The sequence below is a fragment of the Salinarimonas chemoclinalis genome, from assembly GCF_041514305.1.
Taxonomy (GTDB): domain Bacteria; phylum Pseudomonadota; class Alphaproteobacteria; order Rhizobiales; family Beijerinckiaceae; genus Salinarimonas; species Salinarimonas chemoclinalis.
Map to the genome: position 1 here is coordinate 701084 of NZ_JBGMWH010000002.1, position 21261 is coordinate 722344.

Below are 21261 nucleotides of genomic sequence, written 5' to 3' on the forward strand. Positions count from 1 at the left end.
ATTGCCCGCGGATTCACAGCCAGCCCTGCAGCTCGCGCGCCACGACGTGGTCGATCACCCGCATCCCCTCCTCGGAATCGTTGAGGCAGGGCAGGTAGGCGAACTGCTCGCCACCGTTGTGCTCGAAGATCTCGCGGTTCTCGCCGTCGAGTTCCTCGAGCGTCTCGAGGCAGTCCGCCGAGAAGCCCGGGGCGACGATGGCGAGGCGCTTGACGCCCTTCTCGGCGAGCCCCTTCACGGTCTCGTCCGTGTAGGGCTGGAGCCACTCGTCGGGTCCGAAGCGCGACTGGAAGGTGAGCATCCAGCGCTCCTTCGGCCAGCCCAGAGTCTCGCGCAGGAGCCTCGAGGTCTTGGCGCAGTGGCAATGGTAGGGATCGCCCTGGAGCAGGTACTTGCGCGGCACGCCGTGGAACGAGGTGAGGATCATCTCCGGCTCGAAGTCGAGCTTGGCGAGTTCCTTCCTCATCGAATCGGCCAGCGCCTCGATGTAGACCGGGTCGTCGTGGTAGGGCGGCGCCACGCGCACGCTGGGCTGCCAGCGCATGGTCATCAGCGCCTCGAAGGCCTTGTCGCAGGCCGTCGCCGACGTCGCGGCGGAATATTGCGGGTACATCGGCACGAGCAGGATGCGGTCGCAGCCCTGGGCGAGCAGGTTCTCGAGCGCGGGCTTCACCGCGGGCTTGCCGTAGCGCATCGCCCAGTCGACCACGACGCGGTCTCCGGCGATCTCGCGCAGACGCGCCTGCGCCTGCTCGGCCTGCGAGCGGGTGATCGTCTTCAGCGGGCCTTCGTCGCGCTCCTTGTTCCAGATCAGGTCGTAGTCGCGGCCCTTCTTCTTGGGGCGAGTCTGGAGGATGATCAGGTTGAGGATCGGCCACCACAGCCAGCGCGGCGTCTCGATCACCCGCTTGTCGGAGAGGAATTCCCTGAGGTAGGCGCGCATCGGCCAGTAGGACGTCGCCTCCGGCGTGCCGAGGTTCATGATCAGCACGCCCAGCCGCCCCGCTCTCACCTGCGGATGGTCCGAAGGCAGCCGCACGGAGCGGAACTCCGCCTCGCGGGCGTCGTCGGCGCGGGCGGCCTCGTGGCGCGCGGGCTGCGGGCGCTCGCCATCCGGCCGGCGGGCGGCCTGGAGGTCGAATGAGGCGGGCTGGACGATCTCGTTCACGGGTGGCGGTCCTCGGGTCTCGTCGGGTCCGGCGCGGGGGCGTCGCGTTCGCACGAGCGCGGCGCCCGCGCAGCCCCCTAGATAGAGGGCCTGCGCGCACATCTCAAACGCATACGCACGATTTAAGAGCGGAGATGGCTACGCGACAAGACAAAGCGCATCGCGGGCGCTATTGTCGCGCCCGCGATCCTTTCCAAGGGGCAATCACACATGTTCAAGGCTTCCATGCGCGGGTTCCTGGCCGGCGCCGCGGTCCTCGCGACCTTCGGCTTCGCGGCGGCCCAGGAGACGAACGTCACGATCAGCTTCGTCTCGGTGAACGATATCGACCGGATGGGCGAGAGCCGGGACGGCCGCGGCGGCGTCGCCCGGCTCGCCGCCGTCCTCGAGGGCGAGCGCGCCGAGAATCCCAACACGTTCCTGATCCATGCCGGCGACACGATCTCGCCCTGCCTGCTGTGCGGCTTCGACGAGGGCGCGCACATGATCGCGCTGTTCAACGCGCTCGATCCGGCGGTCTTCGTGCCCGGGAACCACGAGTTCGACTTCGGCCCCGAGGTCTATCTCGAGCGCGCCGGCGAGGCGACCTTCCCGATCCTCGCCGCGAACGTGCGCGGCGCCGACGGCCAGCCGCTGCCCGGCCACGAGGACGGCCGGCTCGTCGAGGTGGAGGGCGTCCGGATCGGCTTCTTCGGCCTCACCACCGCCACGACCGCGCAGGTGTCGAGCCCCGGCGACGTGCGGTTCGCCGACGAGCTGGAGACCGCCTCCGCCCAGGCCGCAGCCCTGCGCGAGGCCGGCGCGGACATCGTCGTCGCGGTCGCCCATTCCGGTCGCGACGTCGATCTGGCCATGTACGACGGGCGCCTCGCGGACGTGATCCTCACCGGCCACGACCACGACCTGCGCGTCGTCTACGACGGCCGCACGGCCATGGTGGAGAGTTCCTCGCAGGCGGACTACGTGGTCGTCACCCGCCTCGACGTCACGCTCGAGATCGACGGCGACGAGCGCGACGTGTCCTGGCGCCCGCGCTTCGAGATCGTCGATACCGCCGGCGTCGAGCCCAACGCCGAGATCGCCGCGATCGTCGAGGGCTACGAGGCCGAGCTCTCGCAAGCGCTCGACGTCGCCATCGGCGACACGGCGATCGCGCTCGATTCGCGCCGTGCCAGCGTGCGCTCGATGGAGACCGCCATCGGCAACGTCATCACCGACGCCATGCGCGCGGCGACGGGCGCCGACGTCGCGCTCACCAACGGCGGCGGCATCCGCGCCGACCGCACCTACGATCCCGGCACGACGCTCACGCGCCGCGACGTCTTCTCGGAGCTGCCCTTCGGCAACACGACCGTGCTCGTCACCATCTCCGGCGAGGACCTGAAGCTCGCGCTGGAGCACGGCTACGCCCGCCTGCCCGAGGCGGCCGGCTCCTTCGCGCAGATCTCCGGCCTGTCCGTCGTGGTCGACCCGTCCGAGGCGCCCGGCTCGCGGGTCCAGGAGGTGACTGTCGGCCGCGCGCCGCTCGACCCGAACGCCACCTACCGCCTCGCCACCAACGACTTCCTGCTGCGCGGCGGCGACGGCTACGGCATGCTCGCGGGCGGCGAGACGCTGGTCGACGCGGCGGCGGGCCAGCTGATGGCGAGCCAGGTGATCGACTACATCGCGGCCAACGACGGCATCGGCGAGATGACCGTCGGCGAGCGGATCGTCATCCAGCAGTGACCGGCTCGCGATGACGGGACCCGGCACGGGGCCGATGAGAGAGGCGCTCGCGGACTTCCGCGAGCGCCAGCGGCAGGCGGCGGACGGAGCCGGCTGGACCGCCCTGCCCTTCTTCCGAGACGGCGCCGCCGAGCGCGTCTGCGACGCGATCGACGCCCGCCTCGCGGCCGGCGCGGCGCTCGTACCACCGCCGCAGGACGTCTTCGCGGCGCTGACGCTGACCCCGCTCGCGCGCGTGCGCGTCGTCGTGCTGGGCCAGGACCCCTACCCGTCCCCGGGCGACGCCCATGGCCTCGCTTTCTCCTACGTCGGCGGCCGGCGGCTGCCACCCTCCCTCAAGACCATCCTCGCCGAATGCGCCGCCGACGGCGCGTCCGTCGCGCCGGGCCGCGGCGATCTCTCGGGCTGGGCGCGCCGGGGCGTGCTCCTCCTCAACACGGCGCTGACGGCGGAGGCCGGCAAGGCGGGCGCGCATCTGAGGCTCGGCTGGGCGCAGCTCGCCGACGACGCGGTCGCCGCCGTCTCGGCGCAACGCCCGCGCGTCGCCTTCCTGCTCTGGGGCGACAAGGCCCGCGCCCGCGCCGCCCTCGTCGACCGCGACAAGCACCTCGTCCTCGAGACCGGCCACCCCTCCCCCTTGAACCGCCGCCGCGACTTTCCCGGCTGCGGGCATTTCGCGCGGGCGAACGCCTGGCTCGCGGCGCACGGGGACGAGGGCGTCGACTGGAGCGTACCGGGCAGCGCTTGAAGGGCGCGCGTGCCTCACGCGGACGGGGTGGCCGCCGACCGGCGTTCCACTTAGGCACCACGAGTCGTCGGCGCGAGGATGCGCTCCAGAACCGCCATGCGGACGGGCACGCCGTTGCCGGCCTGCTCGAAATAGGCTGCCGCCGGCGAGGCGTCTAGGCTCGGCGGCAGCTCCGGCCCGCGTGGGAGCGGGTGCAGGACGCGGATGCGGGGATTGGCCGCCCGCAGGATCTCGGGGGCGAGCCGCATGCTCTGCGGAACGTCGTGCGCCGGGTCCTCGTGCCCGCAAGCGTAGACGACATCGCTCTCCTCGAGCGCCTCGCGGAGATCGTCGACGTAGCGAAAGCGCAGCCCGCAGGCGGCGAGGCGGTCGTGCTCGTCCGCGCTCAGCCGGGTTTCGTCCTCCGTCTTGGCGAGGACGCGGACGTCAGCGAACGTGCAAAGGCCTCTCAGTAGCGAGTGTACGCAGCGCTGGCTCAGGTCACCGACGATGCAGACCGTCGCCCCGTCGGGGCTGCCGCACAGATCGTCGATGGTGAACAGGTCGATGAGAGTCTGGGTCGGGTGCTCCGAGCCGGGTCCGGCGCCGTCCCCCGCATTGACGACGGGAATTCCGCTCGCCTGCGCGAAGTGGGCTGCGGCCCCGACCGCCGGATGGCGCATGACGACGACGTCCGCGTAGCCGTCGAGGACGCGCGCGGTGTCCGCGAGGCTCTCTCGCCACTCCGATCCGGCGCGAGACGCCGACGGATCGGACAGGCTCAGAGTTTCCCCTCCGAGCCGCAACGCAGCGGCCTCGAAGCTCAGGCGCGTGCGCGTGCTGGGCTGGAGGAGCACCGTCGCGACGATCTTGCCGGTGATCTCGCCGAGGCGCTCTCCCCGCGCGAGCGTCGCGCGATGAATCCTAGCCGCGGCGAAGATCGCCTCGAAGTCGCTTCGGCCGAGCTGCTCGATCGAGACGAGGCTCTGGACGGCGGGAGTGTTGCGCATGGTCGACCTTTCTTCAGTGCGATCGCCGTTCGCCGGCCTCGGCGGCCCGGCCTGGGATCGGGGCGAGGCTCGCGGCGATGAGGACGAGGAAGGGAACCGCGGCCAGAGGACCGAAGAGCAGCGGGCCGGCCGCGTCCATGCCCGTGCCGACCGCCGGCACGCCGACCAGCGCGCCGAGACCCCAGGTGACGCCGAGCGCGGCGTTGGCGGTGACGAGGGCGCCCGTGGCGAAGCGCTCCTTCACGAGCGCCAGGATCATCGAGTAGGTGCCGAACGCCGTGCCGCCGGCGACGAAGCCGAGGACGCCGAGCGCCGCGGGGGCGTTGGCGACCGCCGGCAACGCCGCACAGCACGCGACAGTGGCGCCGGCGCAGGTGCGCAGCATGCCGAGGCTGCTCCAGCGATCGGCGATCGCACCGATCGGCCATTGCAGGAGCGTCGCACCGCCGAGGAGAGCCGCGAGCAGAACGAGCGCGACGTCGCGGCCGTGGCCCGTCTCCATGACGAACACCGGGAAAAGGGCGAGCGCCGCGTTGTCGAAGATCGCCACCGCCGCCGAGCCCACGACCAGTGCGGGCGCGGAAAGCGCGAACAGGACGAGGCCCGAGCCGACCTCGAGCGGCGGCAAGGCGAGATGGTGTCGCGGGAGCCCCACGGCGAGCGGGATCGCGGAGAGCGCCACGACCGCGACGCAGGCCAAGAGCGCGGCCGGCGGGCTCATCGGAGCGACCGCGAGGAACAGCGGCCCCAACGCGTAGCCGCCCGTTACGATACCGTTGTAGAGGCTCAGGAATCGGCCGCTGCTGCGCTCGGGGATCGCGATCATCAGCGTGCTCTCGGCCACCACGAACAGGGCGTTGGCCGACAATCCCAGCAGGAAGCGCAGCCCGAGCCACGCCGCGTAGGAGCGCGTGAGCGCCAGGCCGAGCATGACGAGCGCCGTCGCGGCGAGGGCCGCCACCAGCCACGGAAGCACCGCACCGCGGATCAGGCGCGGCAGCACGAGCGCGGCGGCGAAGAGGCCGAGCGGCGTCATCGCGGCGTTGATCGCGACGTCCCGCGCACCGAAGCCGCGCGCGGCGAGATCCACCGCCAGGGTGGCGTACACGCCGCCCAGCACGATGGAGTACAGGGCGACGCAAGCGATCAGCGCCGCGCCGGATCGGCGCGTTCCCATCAACCCGCCCGCGCGGTTAGCATGAAGCTCAGGGGCGGCTTGATCTCGCTCGCCTCTATGGACGGATAGGCGTGCGACGGATCCTCTCCCGTCTCCTTGAACGTCTCGAGCCGGAGACCCGCGCCGAGCACGGCCGAGAGAATGTCCTCGAGCGTGTAGTGGAAGTAGTAGATTTCCTTCGCGTCGTAGGTCGATCCTCCGACGTAGTCGAGACCCGAGCGATGGGGGAGCGGCCGCTTGTCGAAGTAGGACCGAACGAAGGCGACCGGCCGCTCGCCGCGATCCCGGTCGAGCTCGAGCATGTCGATGATCGGATGGCAGTCGTAGATGTTCAGCCGGCCGCCCGGCTTCAGCAGGCGCTTGGCCACCCGCACGTAGGCATCGAGATCCGGCATGAAGCAAAGCGCGCCGGACGTCACGACGACGAGGTCGAAGCGGCCGTCGTGTCGCCCGGAGATCTCGTAGACGTCGGTCGCCTCGAACGTACAGGGAGCGCCGGCGGCCTCGGCGAGGCGCCGCGCCTGATCGACGAAGCCGGTGGAGATGTCGAAGCCGACGCCGCGCCGGGCCCCGAGCCGCGTCATCGAGATCAGCTCGCGGCCGTTGTTGCAATTGAGCTGCGCCACCTCGGCGCCCTCGAGCCCCGCCCGCGCGAGCTCCGCCGCGTGGATCGGCGTGACGAAGCTCGTCTGCGGGTTCTCGAATGCCGTTACCAGCCGTTGCGTATGCTGCCAGTGGATCGGGGCGGCCTCGTCCCACGCCTCGCGCGCGAGCGCCGTGAACCTGTGCGCTTCCATCGGGTCGTCTCCTCCAGGTGTAGAGCCTGGACACCGCAACCGAACCCGAGGATCGTGGTTCCTGGCCACCTCCGATTTTCCGATTCGGACGGAAGCCACATCACGTGGAGGGCGATGCGTGGAGCTGGAGGCGATTCTCGGTGCGAACGTGCGGGCGCTGCGCGAGGCACGGGGCTTCACGCAGGCGCAGCTCGGCGAGCGCGCCGGCGTCTCCGACCAGCTCGTCGGCCTCGAGCGCGCCGAGGGCGAGCCGACGCTGAAATCCGTGAAGAAGATCGCGGCGGCGCTCGGCGTCGACCCGCTCGACCTGTTCTCGCGCGCGCCGCCGGTGGAGCCCGAAGGCGCGCGGGCGCGGCTGCTTCAGAGGATCACGACGCGGGTGAGCCGGCTGGGGGAGCGGGAGCTGGAGAAGGTGGACGTGGCGGTGCGGGTGGCGTTGGAGTAGCCGGCTTCGGAGACAATCTCAAAACAAAAAATTGATGCTGAATATTTGTGGGAATCTTGTCTAATTCGATCAATGCCCGCAATTAACGATGTCGTTGGTGACCTTCAATCACAATATATCGGACGTGAGGCAACTCTCGCTCGTGAAATCGAATGCCATCGGGCGTATCCAACACGAGAGGCGGATAATCCCACGTTCCTTGCCGATAAAATGGCCGAGCTGTGGGACGCGGATCGTTGCCGGAGAAGCCTTGAAAGGCATCAAAGTCGAACTGCGCGTTCGCATGTTCCCAAGCATGATTGAAAACACGACTGACGATCTCAGCACCCTGCCAAGATTCAAGGCTCCACGACAGGCACTCTAATCGTATCCAGGTGTATGGTGAGTGTGCCCAATGCCGATATATCCACTGCTCCAATATCCGCGGTTCTAGTTCGGAACACGAACGCGATTTCGATCATACCAAGCTTCAAATGACTCTTTCTCAAAAGAGTTCTCGCCGATCGGGCGAAGCTCCGGATCCCACGCGAAGTCCAGCCGATCGGCGTCAATCATGATGTCAAACCCCCTCCTCCCCCTCCCCCGGCCCCGCCGCCCGCTGCTCCGCCCGGCTCATCGGCTGGTGCGTGAACCCCCTCAGCCCCGTCGTGATCTCGTTCACGTCGCGGGTGATCTCCACGGGCGAGGCGACGTACGCCGTCATCAGCTCGGCCAGCGAGCGCAGCGCGTGCATGTGGATGCGCTCGTAGCCGTGGGAGGCGTCGATGCCGAAGGTGATCAGCGCCGTGCGCACGTCGTGGCCGGCCACCAGCGCCGCGGCGGAATCCGAGCGGTAGTAGCGGAAGACGTCCTTCTGGAAGCGGATGTCGTTCTCTCGGGCGAGGCGCACGAGCTTGCGGGTGAGGTGGAAGTCGAAGGGGCCCGTCTGGTCGGCCATGGCGATGGTGACGCCGAACTCGTCGGAGTTCTGTCCCGGCGCGGTGACGCCGTTGTCGACGGAGACCACCGCCGCCACGTCCTCGCCGAAGGCGGAGGAGGCGCCCACCCCCACCTCCTCGGCGATGGTGAACAGCCAGTAGGTGTCGACCTCGGGCTCGAGCCGCGCGTCGACGAGGGCCTTGAGCGCGGCCAGCATCGCCGCCGTGCCGGCCTTGTTGTCGAGGTGGCGCGAGACGATGAACCCGTTCTCGAGGAACTCGGGCTGCGGGTCGATGGCGACGATGTCGCCGACGTCGATGCCGAGTTTGAGGAGATCCGCCCGCGAGCGGCCCAGGGCGTCGACGCGCAGCTCCACGTGCTGCCAGCCGACGGGCGCCGTGTCGACCTCGTCGTTGAAGGCGTGACCAGAGGCCTTCGGCGGCAGGATCGTGCCGCGATAGGTGCCCTTCTCGGAGAAGATCGTGGCCCGCGCGCCCTCCGCGAAGCGCGCCGACCAGTTGCCGATCGGCACGAGCTCGAGGCGGCCGTTCTCCTTGAGCTGCTTCACCTGCGCGCCGATCGTGTCGAGATGCCCGACGAGCGCGCGCGCCGGCTTGCGGCGGCGCCCGGTGAGCTTCGTGCGCACCACGCCGCGGCGCGTGATCTCGTAGGCGAGGCCGAGCCGCTCGAGCTCCCGCGAGGTGTGGCGCACGACCGAGTCGGTGTAGCCCGTGGGCGAGGGGATGCCGAGGAGCTCGGCGAGCCTGTCGCGGAGATACGCCGTGTCGATCGTCAGCCGTTGCATCAGTCGCGCCGCTCGAAGCTGTGGGCCTGCCGCACGGCGGCCGGGATGGACAGGGGGAAGAGCAGGTCCACGAACCGCTCCGCGGTGGGCTGCGGCTCGTGGTTGGCGAGGCCGGGCCGCTCGTTCGCCTCGATGAAGGCGTAGGTCGGCTCATAGGGCGAGGGCACCATGAAGTCGATCCCCACGACCGGGATGTCGATGGCCCGCGCCGCGCGCACCGCCGCCTCGACGAGGCGCGGATGCACGTGGGCGGTGACGTCGTGGATCGTGCCCCCCGTGTGCAGGTTCGCCGTGCGGCGCACCACGATCTCGGTGCCGTCCGGGGCGACGTCGTCGAGGGCGTAGCCGGCCTTCGTCACGCAACGCTCCGTCTCGCCGTCGAGCGGGATCCGGCTCTCGCCGCCGGTGGCCGCCATGCGCCGGCGGCTCTGGCGCTCGATCAGCTCGCGGATCGTGCGCTCGCCGTCGCCGACGACCCGTGCCGGGCGGCGCACCGCGGCCGCGACGAGCCGGAAGTCGATGACGACGAGGCGCAGGTCCTCGCCCGCCACCTTCTGCTCGACGAGCACCCGCTCGCACTGCTCGCGGGCGACGGCGATCGCGGCGCGCAGGTCCTCCATCGTCTCGACGCCCACCGCGACGCCCCGGCCCTGCTCGCCGCGCGCGGGCTTCACCACGACGGAGCCGTGCGCGTTCAGGAACTCCGCCAGCGCCGCCTCGTCGTCCGCGGGCGCGTCCGTGCCGATCTGCTCGGGCACGACCACGCCCGCGCGCGCGACGATGCGGCGGGTCACCGCCTTGTCGTCGCAGATCGAGACCGCGACGCCGCTGGTCAGCTCGCAAAGGGCCTCGCGGCAATGCACCGAGCGCCCGCCGTAGGTCAGCCGGAAGAAGCCGCCCTCGGCGTCGGTGACCTCGACGTCGATGCCGCGGCGGCGCGCCTCGTTGGTGATGATGCGCGCGTAGGGGTTGAGCTCCTCCTCCGGGCCGGGTCCGGCGAAGAGCTTCTCGTTGATCGGGTTCTTGCGCTTGAGGGTGAAGACGTGCAGCCGCTCGAAGCCGAGCTTCTCGTAGAGCGCGATCGCGTGCTCGTTGTCGTGCATGACCGAGAGGTCCATGAACACCGCGCCGCGCGCCTGGAACAGCTCGGCGAGCGCACGCACCAGCGCCTCGCCCACCCCCGGCTGGGTCGCCTGCGGGTCGACGGCGAGGCACCAGAGCGAGGAGCCCTTCTCCGGGTCGTTGAAGGCGCGGGCGTGGTCGACGCCCGTCACCGTCCCGACGATGGCGCCCGTGACGTCGTCCTCGGCGACGAGGTGGATGATCGCGCGCGAATCCCGCCGCGCCCAGAAGAATTCCGGCGGCACCGGTACCATGCCCCGCGCGGCGTAGATCCGGTTCACCGAATCGGCGTCCGCCCGCGAGTCGAGCCGGCGCACGTCGAAGCCGTGATGCGCCCGCTCGCTCTTCGCGTAGCGCGCGAGGTCGAGCCGGTAGGTGTGCGACGGATCGAGGAACATCTCCTGCGGCGCCGCGGCGAGCGCCACGTGCGGATCGCGGATGTAGACGGCGATGTCGCGCCGGTCCGGCCGCTCGCCGCGCATCGCCTCGGCGAGCTCGCGCATGTCCTCGAAGGTCTGGCCGAAGAGCAGCCGGCCCCAGCCGCAGTCGATCGCGGCGCTCGGCCGGGCGAGGACGGCGGCGGGGTCGACGTGCGCGGCGTCGGTGCGATGGAGATCGGTCATGGTCTGCCCCCGGGTTCTTCCGTCTCGGGTGGTCGGGTCGGTGTCTCTCGGGCGGCGGCTCACACGCCGTGGCTCTGCAGCCAGGTCTCGAGCAGGGCCACCTGCCAGAGTTCCGAGCCCCGCAGCGGCGTGATCGCCGAGCGCGGATCGTCGAAGAGGCGCTGCAGGTAGGCCTCCGAGAACAGCCCGCGCTCGCGCGCCTTCCGCGAGCCGAGCGTGTCGCGCACCATGTCGAGGGTCGGACCCTCGATGTACTTGAGCGCCGGCACGGGGAAGTAGCCCTTCGGCCGGTCGATCACGTCCGCGGGAATCACCTTGCGCGCGGCCTCCTTGAGCACGCCCTTGCCGCCGTGCGCGAGCTTGTGGCGCGAGGGGATGCGCGCGGCGAGCTCGGCCAGCTCGTAGTCGAGGAACGGCACGCGCGCCTCGAGGCCCCAGGCCATGGTCATGTTGTCGACCCGCTTCACCGGGTCGTCGACGAGCATGATCGTCGAGTCGAGGCGCAGCGCCTTGTCGACCGGGTCGGTGGCGCCGCTCTGCGCGAAGTGCGCCTCGACGAAAGCGCGCGCCTCGTCTCGGTCGAGCCGCCACTGCGCGCCCAGATGCTCGTTCAGCCGCGCGTGCGAGCGGTCGAAGAAGGCCTGCGCGTAGTCGCCGACGGGATCGTTCGAGCCGTCGACCTTCGGGTACCAATGGTAGCCGGCGAAGACCTCGTCGGCGCCCTGCCCCGACTGCACGACCTTGACGTGCTTCGCCACCTCTCGCGAGAGCAGGTAGAAGCCGACGTTGTCGTAGGAGACCATCGGCTCCGACATGGCGCGGATCGTGTCCGGCAGCGCCTCGAGCATGTCCACCGAGGGGATGAAGATCTTCGTGTGATCGGTGCCGTAGTGCTTCGCGATGAGGTCGGAATAGACGAACTCGTCGCCCTTCTCCCCGTTCGCCTCCTCGAAGCCGATCGAGTAGGTGCGCAGCCCAGACTGACCCGCCTCCGCCAGCAGCCCGACGATCAGGCTCGAATCGACCCCGCCCGAGAGCAGCACGCCCACCGGCACGTCCGCCACCATGCGGCGCGCCACGGCCTTGCGCAGCTCGTCGAGCGTCAGGTCGCGCCACTCGTCGAAGGAGCGCTCCTCGTCCTGCGCCGAGCGCGAGAAGTCGAGTGCCCAGAAGCGCTTCTCGGTGGTCGCGCCGTCGGCCTCGATGATGCGGACCGTCGCCGGCGGCAGCTTGCGCACGCCCTTCAGCATCGTCCACGGCGCCGGCACCACGGCGTGGAAGCTCATGTAGAACTGCAGCGCGACCGGGTCGATCGTCCGGTCGACGTCGCCTGCCGCGACGAGCGCCGGCAGCGAGGAGGCGAAGCGCAGGCCCCGCGGCGTCTGTGCCAGGTAGAGCGGCTTGATGCCGAAGCGGTCGCGCGCCAGCACCACGCGCCCGCTCTCGCGTTCGTGGATGGCGAAGGCGAACATGCCGTTGAAGCGGGTGACGCAATCCGGGCCCCAGGCGTGGTACGCCTTGACGATCACCTCGGTGTCGCTCGTCGAGAAGAAGCGGTAGCCCTTCCCTTCCAGCTCCGCGCGCAGCTCCGGATAATTGTAGATGCAGCCGTTGAACGCGAGCGTCAGGCCGAGCGCGGCGTCCACCATCGGCTGCTCGCCCTTCGACGACAGGTCGATGATCTGCAGGCGCCTGTGCCCGAAGGCCACGCGGCCGCGGGCGACCACTCCCTCCGAATCCGGCCCGCGCCGCTCCATCGCGTCCGTCATCCGGATGATGGCGTCGGCCGAGGCCGGAGAGCCGTCGAAGGTGAGCTCGCCGCAGATTCCGCACATGTCGTGGTTTCGCCTTCTCCTGTGCCCCGCCCAGGCGGCGAGGCGTTTCGCCCGTTCGTTTGAGATCGGATGTTTACAGCTCGAATGTTTTGATGTCAAATGATCTCCGGAGGTCCACGCATGACGAACGATGAACGGCTGCGCTTCGTTCCGGAAGCCGCGCTCGCGGCTGGGTCGCTGGCCGACGGCTTCGCGACCGCACCCGGCCCGGAACCGGTCGAGGCGGACATCGAGGCGCTCACCAAGGCGATCCGCGTGATCGCGCAGGCGATCGACACGCGCTCGAAGGCGATCTCGCGGGCGTCGGGCCTGACGATCCCGCAGATCGTGGTCATGCAGGCGGTGCGCGTGCGCGGAGAGGTCACGACGAGCCTGCTCTCGCGCCATTGCCACCTCTCGGCCGGCACCGTCGTCTCCATCCTCGACAAGCTGGAGGAGCGCGGCTTCGTCGAGCGCTACCGCAACGCCGCGGACCGGCGGATCGTCCACACGCGGCTGACCGCGGCGGGGGACGTCGCCCTCTCCGCGGCGCCGACGCTGCTGCCGCCGCCCGCCCTCGACGCTCTGGCGCGCCTCGCTCCCCGGGAGCGGGAGGGGCTCGTCGCCTCCTTCCGCACCGTCGCCGCCCTCCTGCGCGGGAATGCGGGCGAGCCGGATTGACGCTGCGGCAGGAACGAGGGCGCGACCCGCGACCGGAGTGACGGTCGGTTAACCATGCGCGCGTAAAGCTCGAACCGGATACGGGATGGTTCAAGCGCATGATTCACCGTCGAAACGCCCTCGCCCTCCTCCTCGGCGCGCCGCTGCTCGCGGGCTGCGTCACCGCGCAGCCGCGCCGGCTCGAGCCCGGCCCGGAGGGGGAGTACCGGCTCGCCGCGGGCGATCGCCTGCGCGTCATCGTCTTCGGCCAGGACGACCTCTCGAACCTCTACACGGTGGAGCCCGCCGGCACGATCGCCATGCCGTTGATCGGCGCGGTTCCGGTGACGGGCGCAACGACCCGCACGGTCGAGGCGCGGGTCGCCGAGCGCCTGCGCGGCGGCTTCCTGCGCGACCCGCAGGTGGCGGTCGAGGTCGACACCTACCGCCCGTTCTTCATCCTCGGCGAGGTCGCCAGCCCGGGGCAGTTCCCCTACGTCGACGGGATCACGGTGCAGACCGCCGTCGCCATCGCAGGCGGCTTCACCCCGCGGGCGGCACGCACGAGCGCGGAGATCACCCGCACGGTCGGTGACGCGATGGTAACGGAAGCCGTGCCAATGACGTTTCCGGTCCGGCCGGGAGACACGATCGTCGTCGCGGAGCGCTGGCTCTGAACGCGCACCGCCGCCCCCGCGCCGGCGACGGCACCGGAGGCGACACGATGGCGACGAAGACCCCGCACCTGCGCATCCTGCACGTGTTCCGCGCGCCGCTCGGCGGCCTGTTCCGGCACGTGCTCGACCTCACCCGCGCGCAGCTCGCCCGCGGCTACGACGTCGGCATCTTCTGCGATTCGACGACGGGCAACGCGGTCACCGAAGCCGCCCTCGCCGAGCTCGCCCCGCGCCTGTCGCTCGGCCTCCACCGCGTGCCGATCGCGCGCAACCCGGGGCTCGGCGACCTCTCCGCGCTGCGCGCCCTCGGGCGGGTCCGGCGCGACACCGGAGCGAACATCCTCCACGCCCACGGCGCCAAGGGCGGCGCCTACGCCCGCCTCCTGCCGCTGCCCGCGAACGCCCGCGTGGCGCGCCTCTACACGCCCCACGGCGGCAGCTTCAACTATCGTCCCGGCACCGCCGCGCACCGCGTCTACATGGCGGTGGAGGCGCTGCTCGCCCGCCGCACCGAGGTCTTCACCTTCGAGAGCGCCTTCATCGCCGGCCGCTTCGCGGCGAACGTCGGCGGCTTCGAGGAGCGGGTGCGGGTGATCTACAACGGCATCTCGGACGCGGAATTCGAGCCGGTGGACACCTCCGGCGCCGCCTTCGACCTGCTCTACATCGGCGAGCTGCGCGCCGCGAAGGGCATCGACACGCTGCTCGACGCGCTCGCTCGGCTGCACGCCGCCGGCCGGCCGATCACGCTGCTCGCGGTCGGCTCCGGGCCGGACCGCGAGGCACTCGTCGCCCGCGCCGCCGAGCTGGGGCTCTCCGGCGCGATCACCTTCGAAGGCCCCTGCCCCATCCGCCAGGCGCTCGGGCGCGCGCGCGTGATGGTCGTGCCGTCGCGGGCGGAGTCTCTCCCATACGTCGTGCTCGAGGCCGCCGCCGCCTCGCAGCCGATGGTCTCGACCGACGTCGGCGGCATCCCCGAGATCTTCGGGCCACAGCACCGGGGCCTGATCCCGCCCGACGACGCCGAGCGCCTCGCCACCGCCATCGCGGCGAAGCTCGACGAGGGCGAGGCCTCGCGCCGTGCGCAGGCCGAGGCGCTCGCCGCCCACGTGCGCAGCCGCTTCGCCCTCGACACGATGGCCGAGGGCGTGCTCGCGGCCTACGCCGCCGCGCTCGACATCGACGAACCGCGTCCGTCTTCCGCAGCGGAAATTCGGGCGGCTTAAGTCTTCTCTCACGCCCGTTCCCTACAACGCCGGAGAGAACGGGGCGGACGACGACCGGCCCTGCGAGGGACGAGACGATGAGCGGCTTGAACATTCGCGACCTGATGGCGGCGGCGGCCGGCGCGGCGGCGGTGGACGGGCCCGCGCCCGGGCGCGCCGCCCCGCGCCTCGCCGGAGCGCCTCTCGCCGAGAGCGCGAGCGGGCTTCCGATCGCGCGCAGCTGGTCGCCGGTCGTCCTCGTCGGCTCGGTGCGCGCGCTCGAGGCGCTCCTCGTCGTCGGCAGCGGCCTCGTCGTGCACGCCGCCTATCTCGGCGGAGTCGTCTCCTTCGAGTACTGGACCGCACTGATCGGTGTCGGCGCGCTGGCGATCCTCGCCTTCCAGGCGCTGGGCGTCTACTCGATCGGCGCCTTCCGCGCCTTCTTCCGCTTCGGTTTCAAGATCGCCGTGGGCTGGACGCTCGTCTTCCTCGTGGCGCTCGCCGCCGTGTTCCTGCTCAAGGTCGGCGCGACCTTCTCGCGCGTTTGGCTGGTGAGCTGGTTCGTGGCGGGGCTCGCGGTGCTGACGGCCTCGCGTCTCGTCACGGCGCTCGTCTTCACCGCGATGACCCGCGCGGGACGCTTCGACCGCCGCACGGCCATCGTCGGCGGCGGGCCGGCCGCGGAGAGCATGATCAAGGCTCTCGATGCCCAGCCCGACACCGGCGTGAAGATCGTCGGCGTCTTCGACGACCGCTCCGACGAGCGCTCCGCCGACGTCGTCGCCGGCTACCCCAAGCTCGGCCGCGTGGACGATCTCGTCGACTTCGCGCGGCACACGCAGCTCGACCTCGTCATCTTCACGGTCCCGATCTCGGCGGAGGAGCGCATCCTGCAGATGCTCTCCAAGCTCTGGGTCCTGCCGATCGACATCCGCCTCGCCGCGCACACCTCGAAGCTGCGGCTGCGCCCGCGATCGTATTCCTACATCGGCTCGGTGCCGGTGCTCGACGTCTTCGACCGGCCGATCGCCGATTGGGACCTCGTGCTCAAGTGGCTGTTCGACAAGGTCGTCGGCAGCCTCCTGCTCGTGATGCTCTCGCCGGTGCTGCTCGCGACCGCGATCGCCGTGAAGCTCGATTCGAAGGGTCCGGCGTTCTTCCGGCAGAAGCGCTACGGCTTCAACAACGAGCTGATCGAGGTCTTCAAGTTCCGCTCGATGTACACCGACATGTCGGACGCGACCGCGTCGAAGCTCGTCACCAAGGACGACCCGCGGGTGACGCGCGTCGGGCGCTTCATCCGCAAGACCTCGATCGACGAGCTGCCGCAGCTGTTCAACGTGGTCTTCTCCGGCGACCTCTCCCTCGTCGGCCCGCGCCCGCACGCGCTCCACGCCAAGGCCGCGGACCGGCTCTACGACCAGGTCGTCGACGGCTACTTCGCCCGCCACAAGGTCAAGCCGGGCATCACGGGCTGGGCGCAGATCAACGGCTGGCGCGGCGAGACCGACACGCAGGAGAAGATCCAGCGGCGTGTCGAGCACGATCTCTACTACATCGAGCACTGGTCGGTGTTCTTCGACCTGCAGATCCTGGCGATGACGCCGGTTTCCCTCGTCTCCAAGAATGAGAACGCGTATTGAGCACGGGCCTCGCCCTCGGCGGCGCGGGCGGGACCGCGCCCGCGGTCCGACGTGGGTTCTCGCCCCGCGTCGAGGGGGCGGTGCTGTGGCTGATGGGCTACGGCGGCGGCTTCGCCTTCATCGAGCCCTCGCCGTGGGAATTCGCCTTCTTCCTCGTCCTCTTCGTGCTCGCCGTGGGCGGCCTGAGGCTCCATCGCTCGACCCTGCCGATGGTCGCGCTGCTGGCGCTGTTCAACATCGGCGGCGTCTTCAGCCTGGCGCCCTTCCTGCACGACTCCGATTCGGTGATGTTCATCGCCGTCTCGATCTACCTGATGGCGACGAGCGTGCTGTTTTCCGCCATGCTGCTCGACCGCGGCGCCGAGCGCTTCGGTGCGCTGCGCTCCGGGCTGACCTGGGGCGCGGCGACGGCGAGCGTGGCGGGCATCCTCGGCTATTTCGACGTCGCCGGGCTCGGCGCGATCTTCACGGTCAACGACCGCGCGTCCGGCACGTTCAAGGACCCGAACGTCCTCGGCACCTTCGTGATCTTCCCGCTCGTGCTCATCGCGCAGGACATGCTGACCGGCCGCGGCCGTTTCTGGCGCAACGCCGCGCTCTTCGCGGTGATCTTCGTGGGCGGCGTCTTCCTGTCCTTCTCCCGCGGCGCCTGGGGGCATGCGGGCGCCTCGATCCTCATGGTGACGGGCCTCACCTTCCTGTTCGCGGCGACGCCGCGCGTCCGCATGCGCATCCTCGGCCTCGTGGCGCTCGCCCCCGTGGTGGGCGTCGGCGCGCTCGCCGCCGCGCTCTCGATCGAGCCGGTGCGCGAGATGTTCGAGGTGCGCGCGAGCCTCAACCAGTACTACGACGTCGGCCCGACCGGCCGCTTCGGCAACCACGCTCGCTCGCTGCCGACGCTGTTCGAGATGCCCAACGGCTACGGCCCGCGCCAATTCCGCTACCATTGGCCCGAGGACCCCCACAACGTCTACATCAACGCCTTCGCCTCCTACGGCTGGCTGGGCGGCGTCGCCTACCTCGCGCTGACCCTCGCCACGGTCGCCGTGGGCTTCGCGACCGTGGCGATGCGCTCCTCGTTGCAGCCGCTGGCCATCGCGGTCTGGTCGACGCTGTTCGTGCAGATGCTCCAGGGCTTCCTGATCGATACCGACCATTGGCGGCACTACTACCTGCTTCTCGGCCTCGTCTGGGGCCTGTTCGCGCTCGCCCGGGTCGAGTCGGCGGCGCGCGCGCGTGGCCTCGCGAGCGCACCCCACGGAGGACACGCGGCATGAACGAGATGCGCTCCCTCACCGGGCCGGGCACGGACGCGATCGCGCCCGTCACGATCGTCGGCTCGGACGCGCCGGTGACCTGCGGCGTGATGGACTACGCGCGGCGCCTCGTCGAGGCGATCGACGTCCTCGCGCCGGGCCTCGTGCGGATCGAGCCCGTCGAGACCCGCCGCCCCCTGGACTTCTTGCGGGTCATCGTCTCCCGCCTGCGCCGCGGGGAGACCGTGCACATGCAGCTGCCCATCGAGGGCTGGGGCAACTCGCTGCTTCCGGGCGTCGCACTGTTCCTGGCGCGGCTCGCGACCCGCCGGGGGCACATCGTCGTCACGCTGCACGAATGGATGTCGCTCAACCGGCTGCGCTACCTCTCGCTCCTCCCGGACGTGTGGGCGACCGACTCCTTCGTCTTCGTCTCCGAGCACCAGCGCGCGGCCTTCCGCGGCTCGCCGGTCGTGGCGCGTGCCAGGCGCGAGGCGGCGACGATGATCCCGATCGGACCCAACATCATGGCGCGCCCCGGCGAAGAGGCCGCGATCGCCGCGGAGCGCGCCCGCATCCGCGCGAGGGGCGACGGACGCCCGCAGCTCGTCGTCGGCTTCTTCGGCGTGCTCTACGCCTCCAAGCGCCCCGAGCTTCTGCTCGAGACGCTCGCCGCCCTGCGCACGAAGGGGTTCGACGCACGCCTCGTCGTCTGCGGCGACTTTCTGCACGACAAGCCGGACGACCGGCCCGCCTTCCTCGCCCGCGCCGCGGCGCTCGGCGTGTCCGACGCGCTCGACTTCCGCGGCCGCATCGACGACGAGACCGAGCTGATGACGGTGCTCGCCGCCTGCGACGCCTTTCTCCTGCCCTACACCGACGGCGTGAGCGCCCGGCGCGGCACCTTCCACGCGCTCGCGCAGATCGCGCGGCCGCTCGTCACCACCGAGCCGGCCCGGGCGGACGAGTTCGCGCTCTTCCCCGCGCTCGCCGCGAAGATCGCGAGCCCGGCGACGCGTCTCGTGCCCGTCGACGCGCCGGCGCGGGCCTTCGCCGACGCGCTCGTCGCCGCGCACGAGCGGCGCGAGGAGGCGATCGCGGTCGACCTGGCATCACTGTGGGGGGAGGCGGCGCGCGGCCACCTGGCGCTCTACGAGGCGCTGCGCGGATAGGCGGGAGACGCCGCGCGCACCGCGGCCAGGCTCGCGGCCACCATCGCCGCGGCGGCGAAGACCTCCGCACCGAGCCGCACCCAGGCGAGCCGCGCGGGGTCCTCGCCGCCGGCGAACAGCGCCGCGCCCGCGAAGACGAGGATCGCGGTCGCGACCTGGATCGTCATGATCTGCCGGTCGCGCCCGTGCACCACGAGGACGCCGTTGTTGCAGGCCGCGTTGACCGCGACGAGCGGCAGGATGAAGGCGGCGATGCGCAGCACCTCCGCCGCCTCGCCGTAGCCGGCGCCGAACAGGATGCGCACGATCGGGTCGGCGGCGACGAACAGGAAGCCGCCGAGCGCGACCCCGAGCGCCACGAGCGCGCCGGCACCGCGCCGGAAGACGCGCGCCGCGCCCTCCGGATCGTGCACGCGCCGGCTCGCGATCTCGGGCATGACGACCTGCATCACCGGCCAGAGCACGTTCGCCGAGCCCATCACCACGCGCTCCGCGGCGGCGTAGACCGCGACGAGCTGGGGCGCCATCAGGAAGCCCGCGAGGTAGACGAGGCCGAGCCCCGGCGCGGCGCTCGCGGCCTTGGCCACGAACAGCGAGGCGCCGCCGCGCAGGTGCGCCGCGACGGCGCTCCAGGGAGGCCGCGCGACGCCCACGCGCCGCGCCGTCATCCAGTGCCCGATCGCCACCGCGAGCGCCAGCGGCCCGGCCTGGAGCGCGAGCACCAGCGCCGCATCGCGTGGGCCGTAGGGCACCAGGAAGACGAGGAGGAGGAAGGCCGCCAGCGCCCCGATCTCGAGGAAGGCGTAGGCCTGCGCGCGGCCGACACCCTGGAAGAACCAGCCGGGGGCGAGCCCGAGCGCGAGGCCGAGCGCGACGGTGAGCGCGACGAGGGCGGGATCGCCCCCCAGCGTCGGCAGGAGGAGGGCCGCGAGTGTCCCCGCGGCCGCGGCCGGCAGACAGAGGACGAGCTTCGCCGCCACGATCTCCCGCGCCGCACGCGCGAGCCGCCCCTCCTCGCCGCGCGCCTGCGCCACGGTGCGCGCGCCGTAGGTGGCGAAGCCGTACTCCGGCGCCAGCATGACGAGGTAGGCGAGCGCCTGCGCGCTCATCAGCGCGGCGAAGGCGTCGACCTCGAGCCGGCGGGCGACGATCGGCAGCACGAGGACCGGGATCACCAGCCGCGCGAGCTGGGCGCCGTAGACGGGGATGAAGGTGCGCACGATCACGGAGCGGCTCGATCGGTCGTGGCGCGGTGCGCCGGTCCTCCCGCTTAGCCCCTCCCCGCTTGAGAAAGCGTTGAGACGCCGGCATTCGCCCCGCGAGGACGGCGCGCGCCGACGAAAAGAGGCCCGCCGATACGGGATCGGCGGGCCATGAAGGTGCTCTCGATGTACGCCCCCACAGGCGCACGTGGCACCGTAGGCCGGCGCGCGATGTCCGGCAACGAGAATTCATGCATTCGTCAGCCTCTGTCCACACCCGATCGGGGCCCGGCGCGCGATCGCGTGGGCGCGCCGGGTGGGCGCGATCACAGCGGCGGCCGGCGCCGCACCCGGCGCCCGTTGGACGGCCGCTTCAGGGCCGTGGCCAGCACGGCGGCGAGCTCGACGACCTTCTGCCGCACGGCGGCGTCCTCGATCTTCAGGAAGGCGTGGATCAGCAACCGCCCGTCCTCGGTGGCGAGCACGCGCTGCGCGTCCATCGAGGGCTCGTAGACCGGTCCCGTCTCCCGGAACTCCGCGCCGCGCTCGTAGAAATCCGCCACCGGGCAATGCAGCGCATTCGCGATGGCGTAGAGACGGCTGGCTCCGACGCGGTCGGTTCCGTTCTCGTACTTCTGCACCTGCTGGTACGAGACGCCGATCTGCTGCGCGAGGCTCTGCTGGTTGAGCCCCAGTTCGGTGCGGCGCTGCTTGATGCGACGTCCGATCTCGCGATCGATCTCGTTCGGATGCTTCTTCATATCCATCTTAGGCTCATCATCACCCGACATACGTTTGCCTCCACGTTGTGCCCCCGTACCGGCCGGCACGACGACTGCACGCGCACGAATGACACCGCGGCCTGACCCCGCGAGCGTCGAACTCCAACGCAGAGTTTCGGAAAGTCTGGCGCGCCCTGGAAACCGGAACCGCGCCCCACACGCCCCCGAGCACTCTTTGTTCCCGCATTTCTGGCGTGGCAATCTTCACGTGTCAAACGAAAACGTGCATTTCGGCGCGAAAATCGTAATAGTATCTACTTCTGTTTGAGTTCACGACTGATAATCGTAATGAGTGTGCTGCTTGGCACCCCTCGCGCGAGCAGCGCCCTA

The 21261-nt window shown here is 70.8% G+C and carries 18 protein-coding genes; 9 read left to right on the plus strand and 9 right to left on the minus strand.

Going from position 1 to position 21261, the window contains the following annotated elements:
* Positions 1-13: 13 nt before the first annotated feature.
* On the minus strand, positions 14-1168 hold the full coding sequence (gene hemH / locus AB9M23_RS07060; RefSeq protein ID WP_372423705.1) for a ferrochelatase: 1155 nt from the start codon (positions 1166-1168) through the stop codon (positions 14-16).
* Positions 1169-1378: 210 nt separating this feature from the next.
* Here hemH and AB9M23_RS07065 point away from each other — a divergent pair, with 210 nt between their 5' ends.
* On the plus strand, positions 1379-2896 hold the full coding sequence (locus tag AB9M23_RS07065; RefSeq protein WP_372423707.1) for a bifunctional metallophosphatase/5'-nucleotidase: 1518 nt from the start codon (positions 1379-1381) through the stop codon (positions 2894-2896).
* 34 nt (positions 2897-2930) lie between these two features.
* The gene (locus AB9M23_RS07070; protein ID WP_372423709.1) at positions 2931-3644 is read left to right on the plus strand and encodes a uracil-DNA glycosylase; all 714 of its coding nucleotides are present in this window, start codon (positions 2931-2933) and stop codon (positions 3642-3644) included.
* Positions 3645-3694: 50 nt separating this feature from the next.
* On the opposite strand, the gene AB9M23_RS07075 is transcribed toward AB9M23_RS07070, so the two are convergent.
* Genes AB9M23_RS07075 through AB9M23_RS07085 form a run of 3 tightly spaced genes read right to left on the minus strand, consistent with a single transcriptional unit; the run spans position 3695 to position 6607 of the window.
* Positions 3695-4633, minus strand: a complete 939-nt coding sequence (locus AB9M23_RS07075; RefSeq protein WP_372423711.1) for an aspartate/ornithine carbamoyltransferase family protein — start codon at positions 4631-4633, stop codon at positions 3695-3697.
* Between the two features lie 13 nt (positions 4634-4646).
* Positions 4647-5810: an MFS transporter gene (locus AB9M23_RS07080; RefSeq protein ID WP_372423712.1), complete on the minus strand. Its 1164-nt coding sequence runs from the start codon at positions 5808-5810 to the stop codon at positions 4647-4649.
* Positions 5810-6607, minus strand: a complete 798-nt coding sequence (locus AB9M23_RS07085) for a class I SAM-dependent methyltransferase (RefSeq protein WP_372423714.1) — start codon at positions 6605-6607, stop codon at positions 5810-5812. The genes AB9M23_RS07080 and AB9M23_RS07085 overlap by 1 nt, the downstream gene beginning before the upstream one ends.
* A 118-nt stretch (positions 6608-6725) precedes the next feature.
* On the opposite strand from AB9M23_RS07085, the gene AB9M23_RS07090 reads away from it, so the two are divergent.
* A complete protein-coding gene (locus AB9M23_RS07090; protein WP_372423716.1) occupies positions 6726-7052 on the plus strand; it encodes a helix-turn-helix domain-containing protein in 327 nt (108 codons plus the stop codon).
* A 559-nt stretch (positions 7053-7611) separates the two neighbouring features.
* On the opposite strand, the gene AB9M23_RS07095 is transcribed toward AB9M23_RS07090, so the two are convergent.
* The 3 genes from AB9M23_RS07095 to AB9M23_RS07105 are packed head-to-tail and all read right to left on the minus strand — an operon-like array spanning position 7612 to position 12355.
* The gene (locus AB9M23_RS07095) at positions 7612-8775 is read right to left on the minus strand and encodes an osmoprotectant NAGGN system M42 family peptidase (protein WP_372423718.1); all 1164 of its coding nucleotides are present in this window, start codon (positions 8773-8775) and stop codon (positions 7612-7614) included.
* A complete protein-coding gene (ngg, locus tag AB9M23_RS07100) occupies positions 8775-10520 on the minus strand; it encodes an N-acetylglutaminylglutamine synthetase (RefSeq protein ID WP_372423720.1) in 1746 nt (581 codons plus the stop codon). Before ngg ends, AB9M23_RS07095 begins: the two co-directional genes overlap by 1 nt.
* 59 nt (positions 10521-10579) lie before the next feature.
* The gene (locus AB9M23_RS07105) at positions 10580-12355 is read right to left on the minus strand and encodes an N-acetylglutaminylglutamine amidotransferase (RefSeq protein ID WP_372423722.1); all 1776 of its coding nucleotides are present in this window, start codon (positions 12353-12355) and stop codon (positions 10580-10582) included.
* Positions 12356-12475: 120 nt separating this feature from the next.
* On the opposite strand from AB9M23_RS07105, the gene AB9M23_RS07110 reads away from it, so the two are divergent.
* The 6 genes from AB9M23_RS07110 (at position 12476) to AB9M23_RS07135 (ending at position 18947) form a co-directional block, all read left to right on the plus strand.
* The gene (locus AB9M23_RS07110; protein WP_372423724.1) at positions 12476-13015 is read left to right on the plus strand and encodes a MarR family winged helix-turn-helix transcriptional regulator; all 540 of its coding nucleotides are present in this window, start codon (positions 12476-12478) and stop codon (positions 13013-13015) included.
* A gap of 98 nt (positions 13016-13113) precedes the next feature.
* Positions 13114-13671: a polysaccharide biosynthesis/export family protein gene (locus AB9M23_RS07115; RefSeq protein WP_372423726.1), complete on the plus strand. Its 558-nt coding sequence runs from the start codon at positions 13114-13116 to the stop codon at positions 13669-13671.
* Positions 13672-13718: 47 nt separating this feature from the next.
* Positions 13719-14897, plus strand: coding sequence for a glycosyltransferase family 4 protein (locus tag AB9M23_RS07120; protein WP_372423728.1), 1179 nt, complete (start codon positions 13719-13721; stop codon positions 14895-14897).
* A 77-nt stretch (positions 14898-14974) separates the two neighbouring features.
* Complete coding sequence (locus tag AB9M23_RS07125; RefSeq protein ID WP_372423730.1) at positions 14975-16519, plus strand: undecaprenyl-phosphate glucose phosphotransferase; 1545 nt, start codon at positions 14975-14977, stop codon at positions 16517-16519.
* Complete coding sequence (locus AB9M23_RS07130) at positions 16516-17796, plus strand: O-antigen ligase family protein (RefSeq protein ID WP_372423732.1); 1281 nt, start codon at positions 16516-16518, stop codon at positions 17794-17796. The genes AB9M23_RS07125 and AB9M23_RS07130 overlap by 4 nt, the downstream gene beginning before the upstream one ends.
* Complete coding sequence (locus AB9M23_RS07135) at positions 17793-18947, plus strand: glycosyltransferase (RefSeq protein ID WP_372423734.1); 1155 nt, start codon at positions 17793-17795, stop codon at positions 18945-18947. The genes AB9M23_RS07130 and AB9M23_RS07135 overlap by 4 nt, the downstream gene beginning before the upstream one ends.
* Here the strand turns inward: AB9M23_RS07135 and AB9M23_RS07140 are convergent.
* Together AB9M23_RS07140 and AB9M23_RS07145 are read right to left on the minus strand one after the other, a co-directional pair.
* Positions 18926-20173, minus strand: a complete 1248-nt coding sequence (locus AB9M23_RS07140; RefSeq protein WP_372423736.1) for a lipopolysaccharide biosynthesis protein — start codon at positions 20171-20173, stop codon at positions 18926-18928. The two genes, AB9M23_RS07135 and AB9M23_RS07140, sit on opposite strands and share 22 nt — an antisense overlap.
* A 302-nt stretch (positions 20174-20475) precedes the next feature.
* Complete coding sequence (locus AB9M23_RS07145) at positions 20476-20916, minus strand: helix-turn-helix domain-containing protein (protein WP_372423738.1); 441 nt, start codon at positions 20914-20916, stop codon at positions 20476-20478.
* Positions 20917-21261 lie beyond the last annotated feature (345 nt).

Excerpts from the sequence above, each read along its gene's own strand:
- AB9M23_RS07065 (WP_372423707.1), top strand. The coding sequence starts at position 1,379 with ATGTTCAAGGCTTCCATGCGCGGGTTCCTGGCCGGCGCCGCGGTCCTC.
- AB9M23_RS07080 (WP_372423712.1), bottom strand. The coding sequence starts at position 5,810 with ATGGGAACGCGCCGATCCGGCGCGGCGCTGATCGCTTGCGTCGCCCTG.
- AB9M23_RS07110 (WP_372423724.1), top strand. The coding sequence starts at position 12,476 with ATGACGAACGATGAACGGCTGCGCTTCGTTCCGGAAGCCGCGCTCGCG.
- AB9M23_RS07125 (WP_372423730.1), top strand. The coding sequence starts at position 14,975 with ATGAGCGGCTTGAACATTCGCGACCTGATGGCGGCGGCGGCCGGCGCG.
- AB9M23_RS07115 (WP_372423726.1), top strand. The coding sequence starts at position 13,114 with ATGATTCACCGTCGAAACGCCCTCGCCCTCCTCCTCGGCGCGCCGCTG.
- AB9M23_RS07135 (WP_372423734.1), top strand. The coding sequence starts at position 17,793 with ATGAACGAGATGCGCTCCCTCACCGGGCCGGGCACGGACGCGATCGCG.
- AB9M23_RS07120 (WP_372423728.1), top strand. The coding sequence starts at position 13,719 with ATGGCGACGAAGACCCCGCACCTGCGCATCCTGCACGTGTTCCGCGCG.
- AB9M23_RS07075 (WP_372423711.1), bottom strand. The coding sequence starts at position 4,633 with ATGCGCAACACTCCCGCCGTCCAGAGCCTCGTCTCGATCGAGCAGCTC.
- AB9M23_RS07105 (WP_372423722.1), bottom strand. The coding sequence starts at position 12,355 with ATGTGCGGAATCTGCGGCGAGCTCACCTTCGACGGCTCTCCGGCCTCG.
- AB9M23_RS07085 (WP_372423714.1), bottom strand. The coding sequence starts at position 6,607 with ATGGAAGCGCACAGGTTCACGGCGCTCGCGCGCGAGGCGTGGGACGAG.
- ngg (WP_372423720.1), bottom strand. The coding sequence starts at position 10,520 with ATGACCGATCTCCATCGCACCGACGCCGCGCACGTCGACCCCGCCGCC.
- AB9M23_RS07070 (WP_372423709.1), top strand. The coding sequence starts at position 2,931 with ATGAGAGAGGCGCTCGCGGACTTCCGCGAGCGCCAGCGGCAGGCGGCG.
- AB9M23_RS07145 (WP_372423738.1), bottom strand. The coding sequence starts at position 20,916 with ATGGATATGAAGAAGCATCCGAACGAGATCGATCGCGAGATCGGACGT.
- AB9M23_RS07095 (WP_372423718.1), bottom strand. The coding sequence starts at position 8,775 with ATGCAACGGCTGACGATCGACACGGCGTATCTCCGCGACAGGCTCGCC.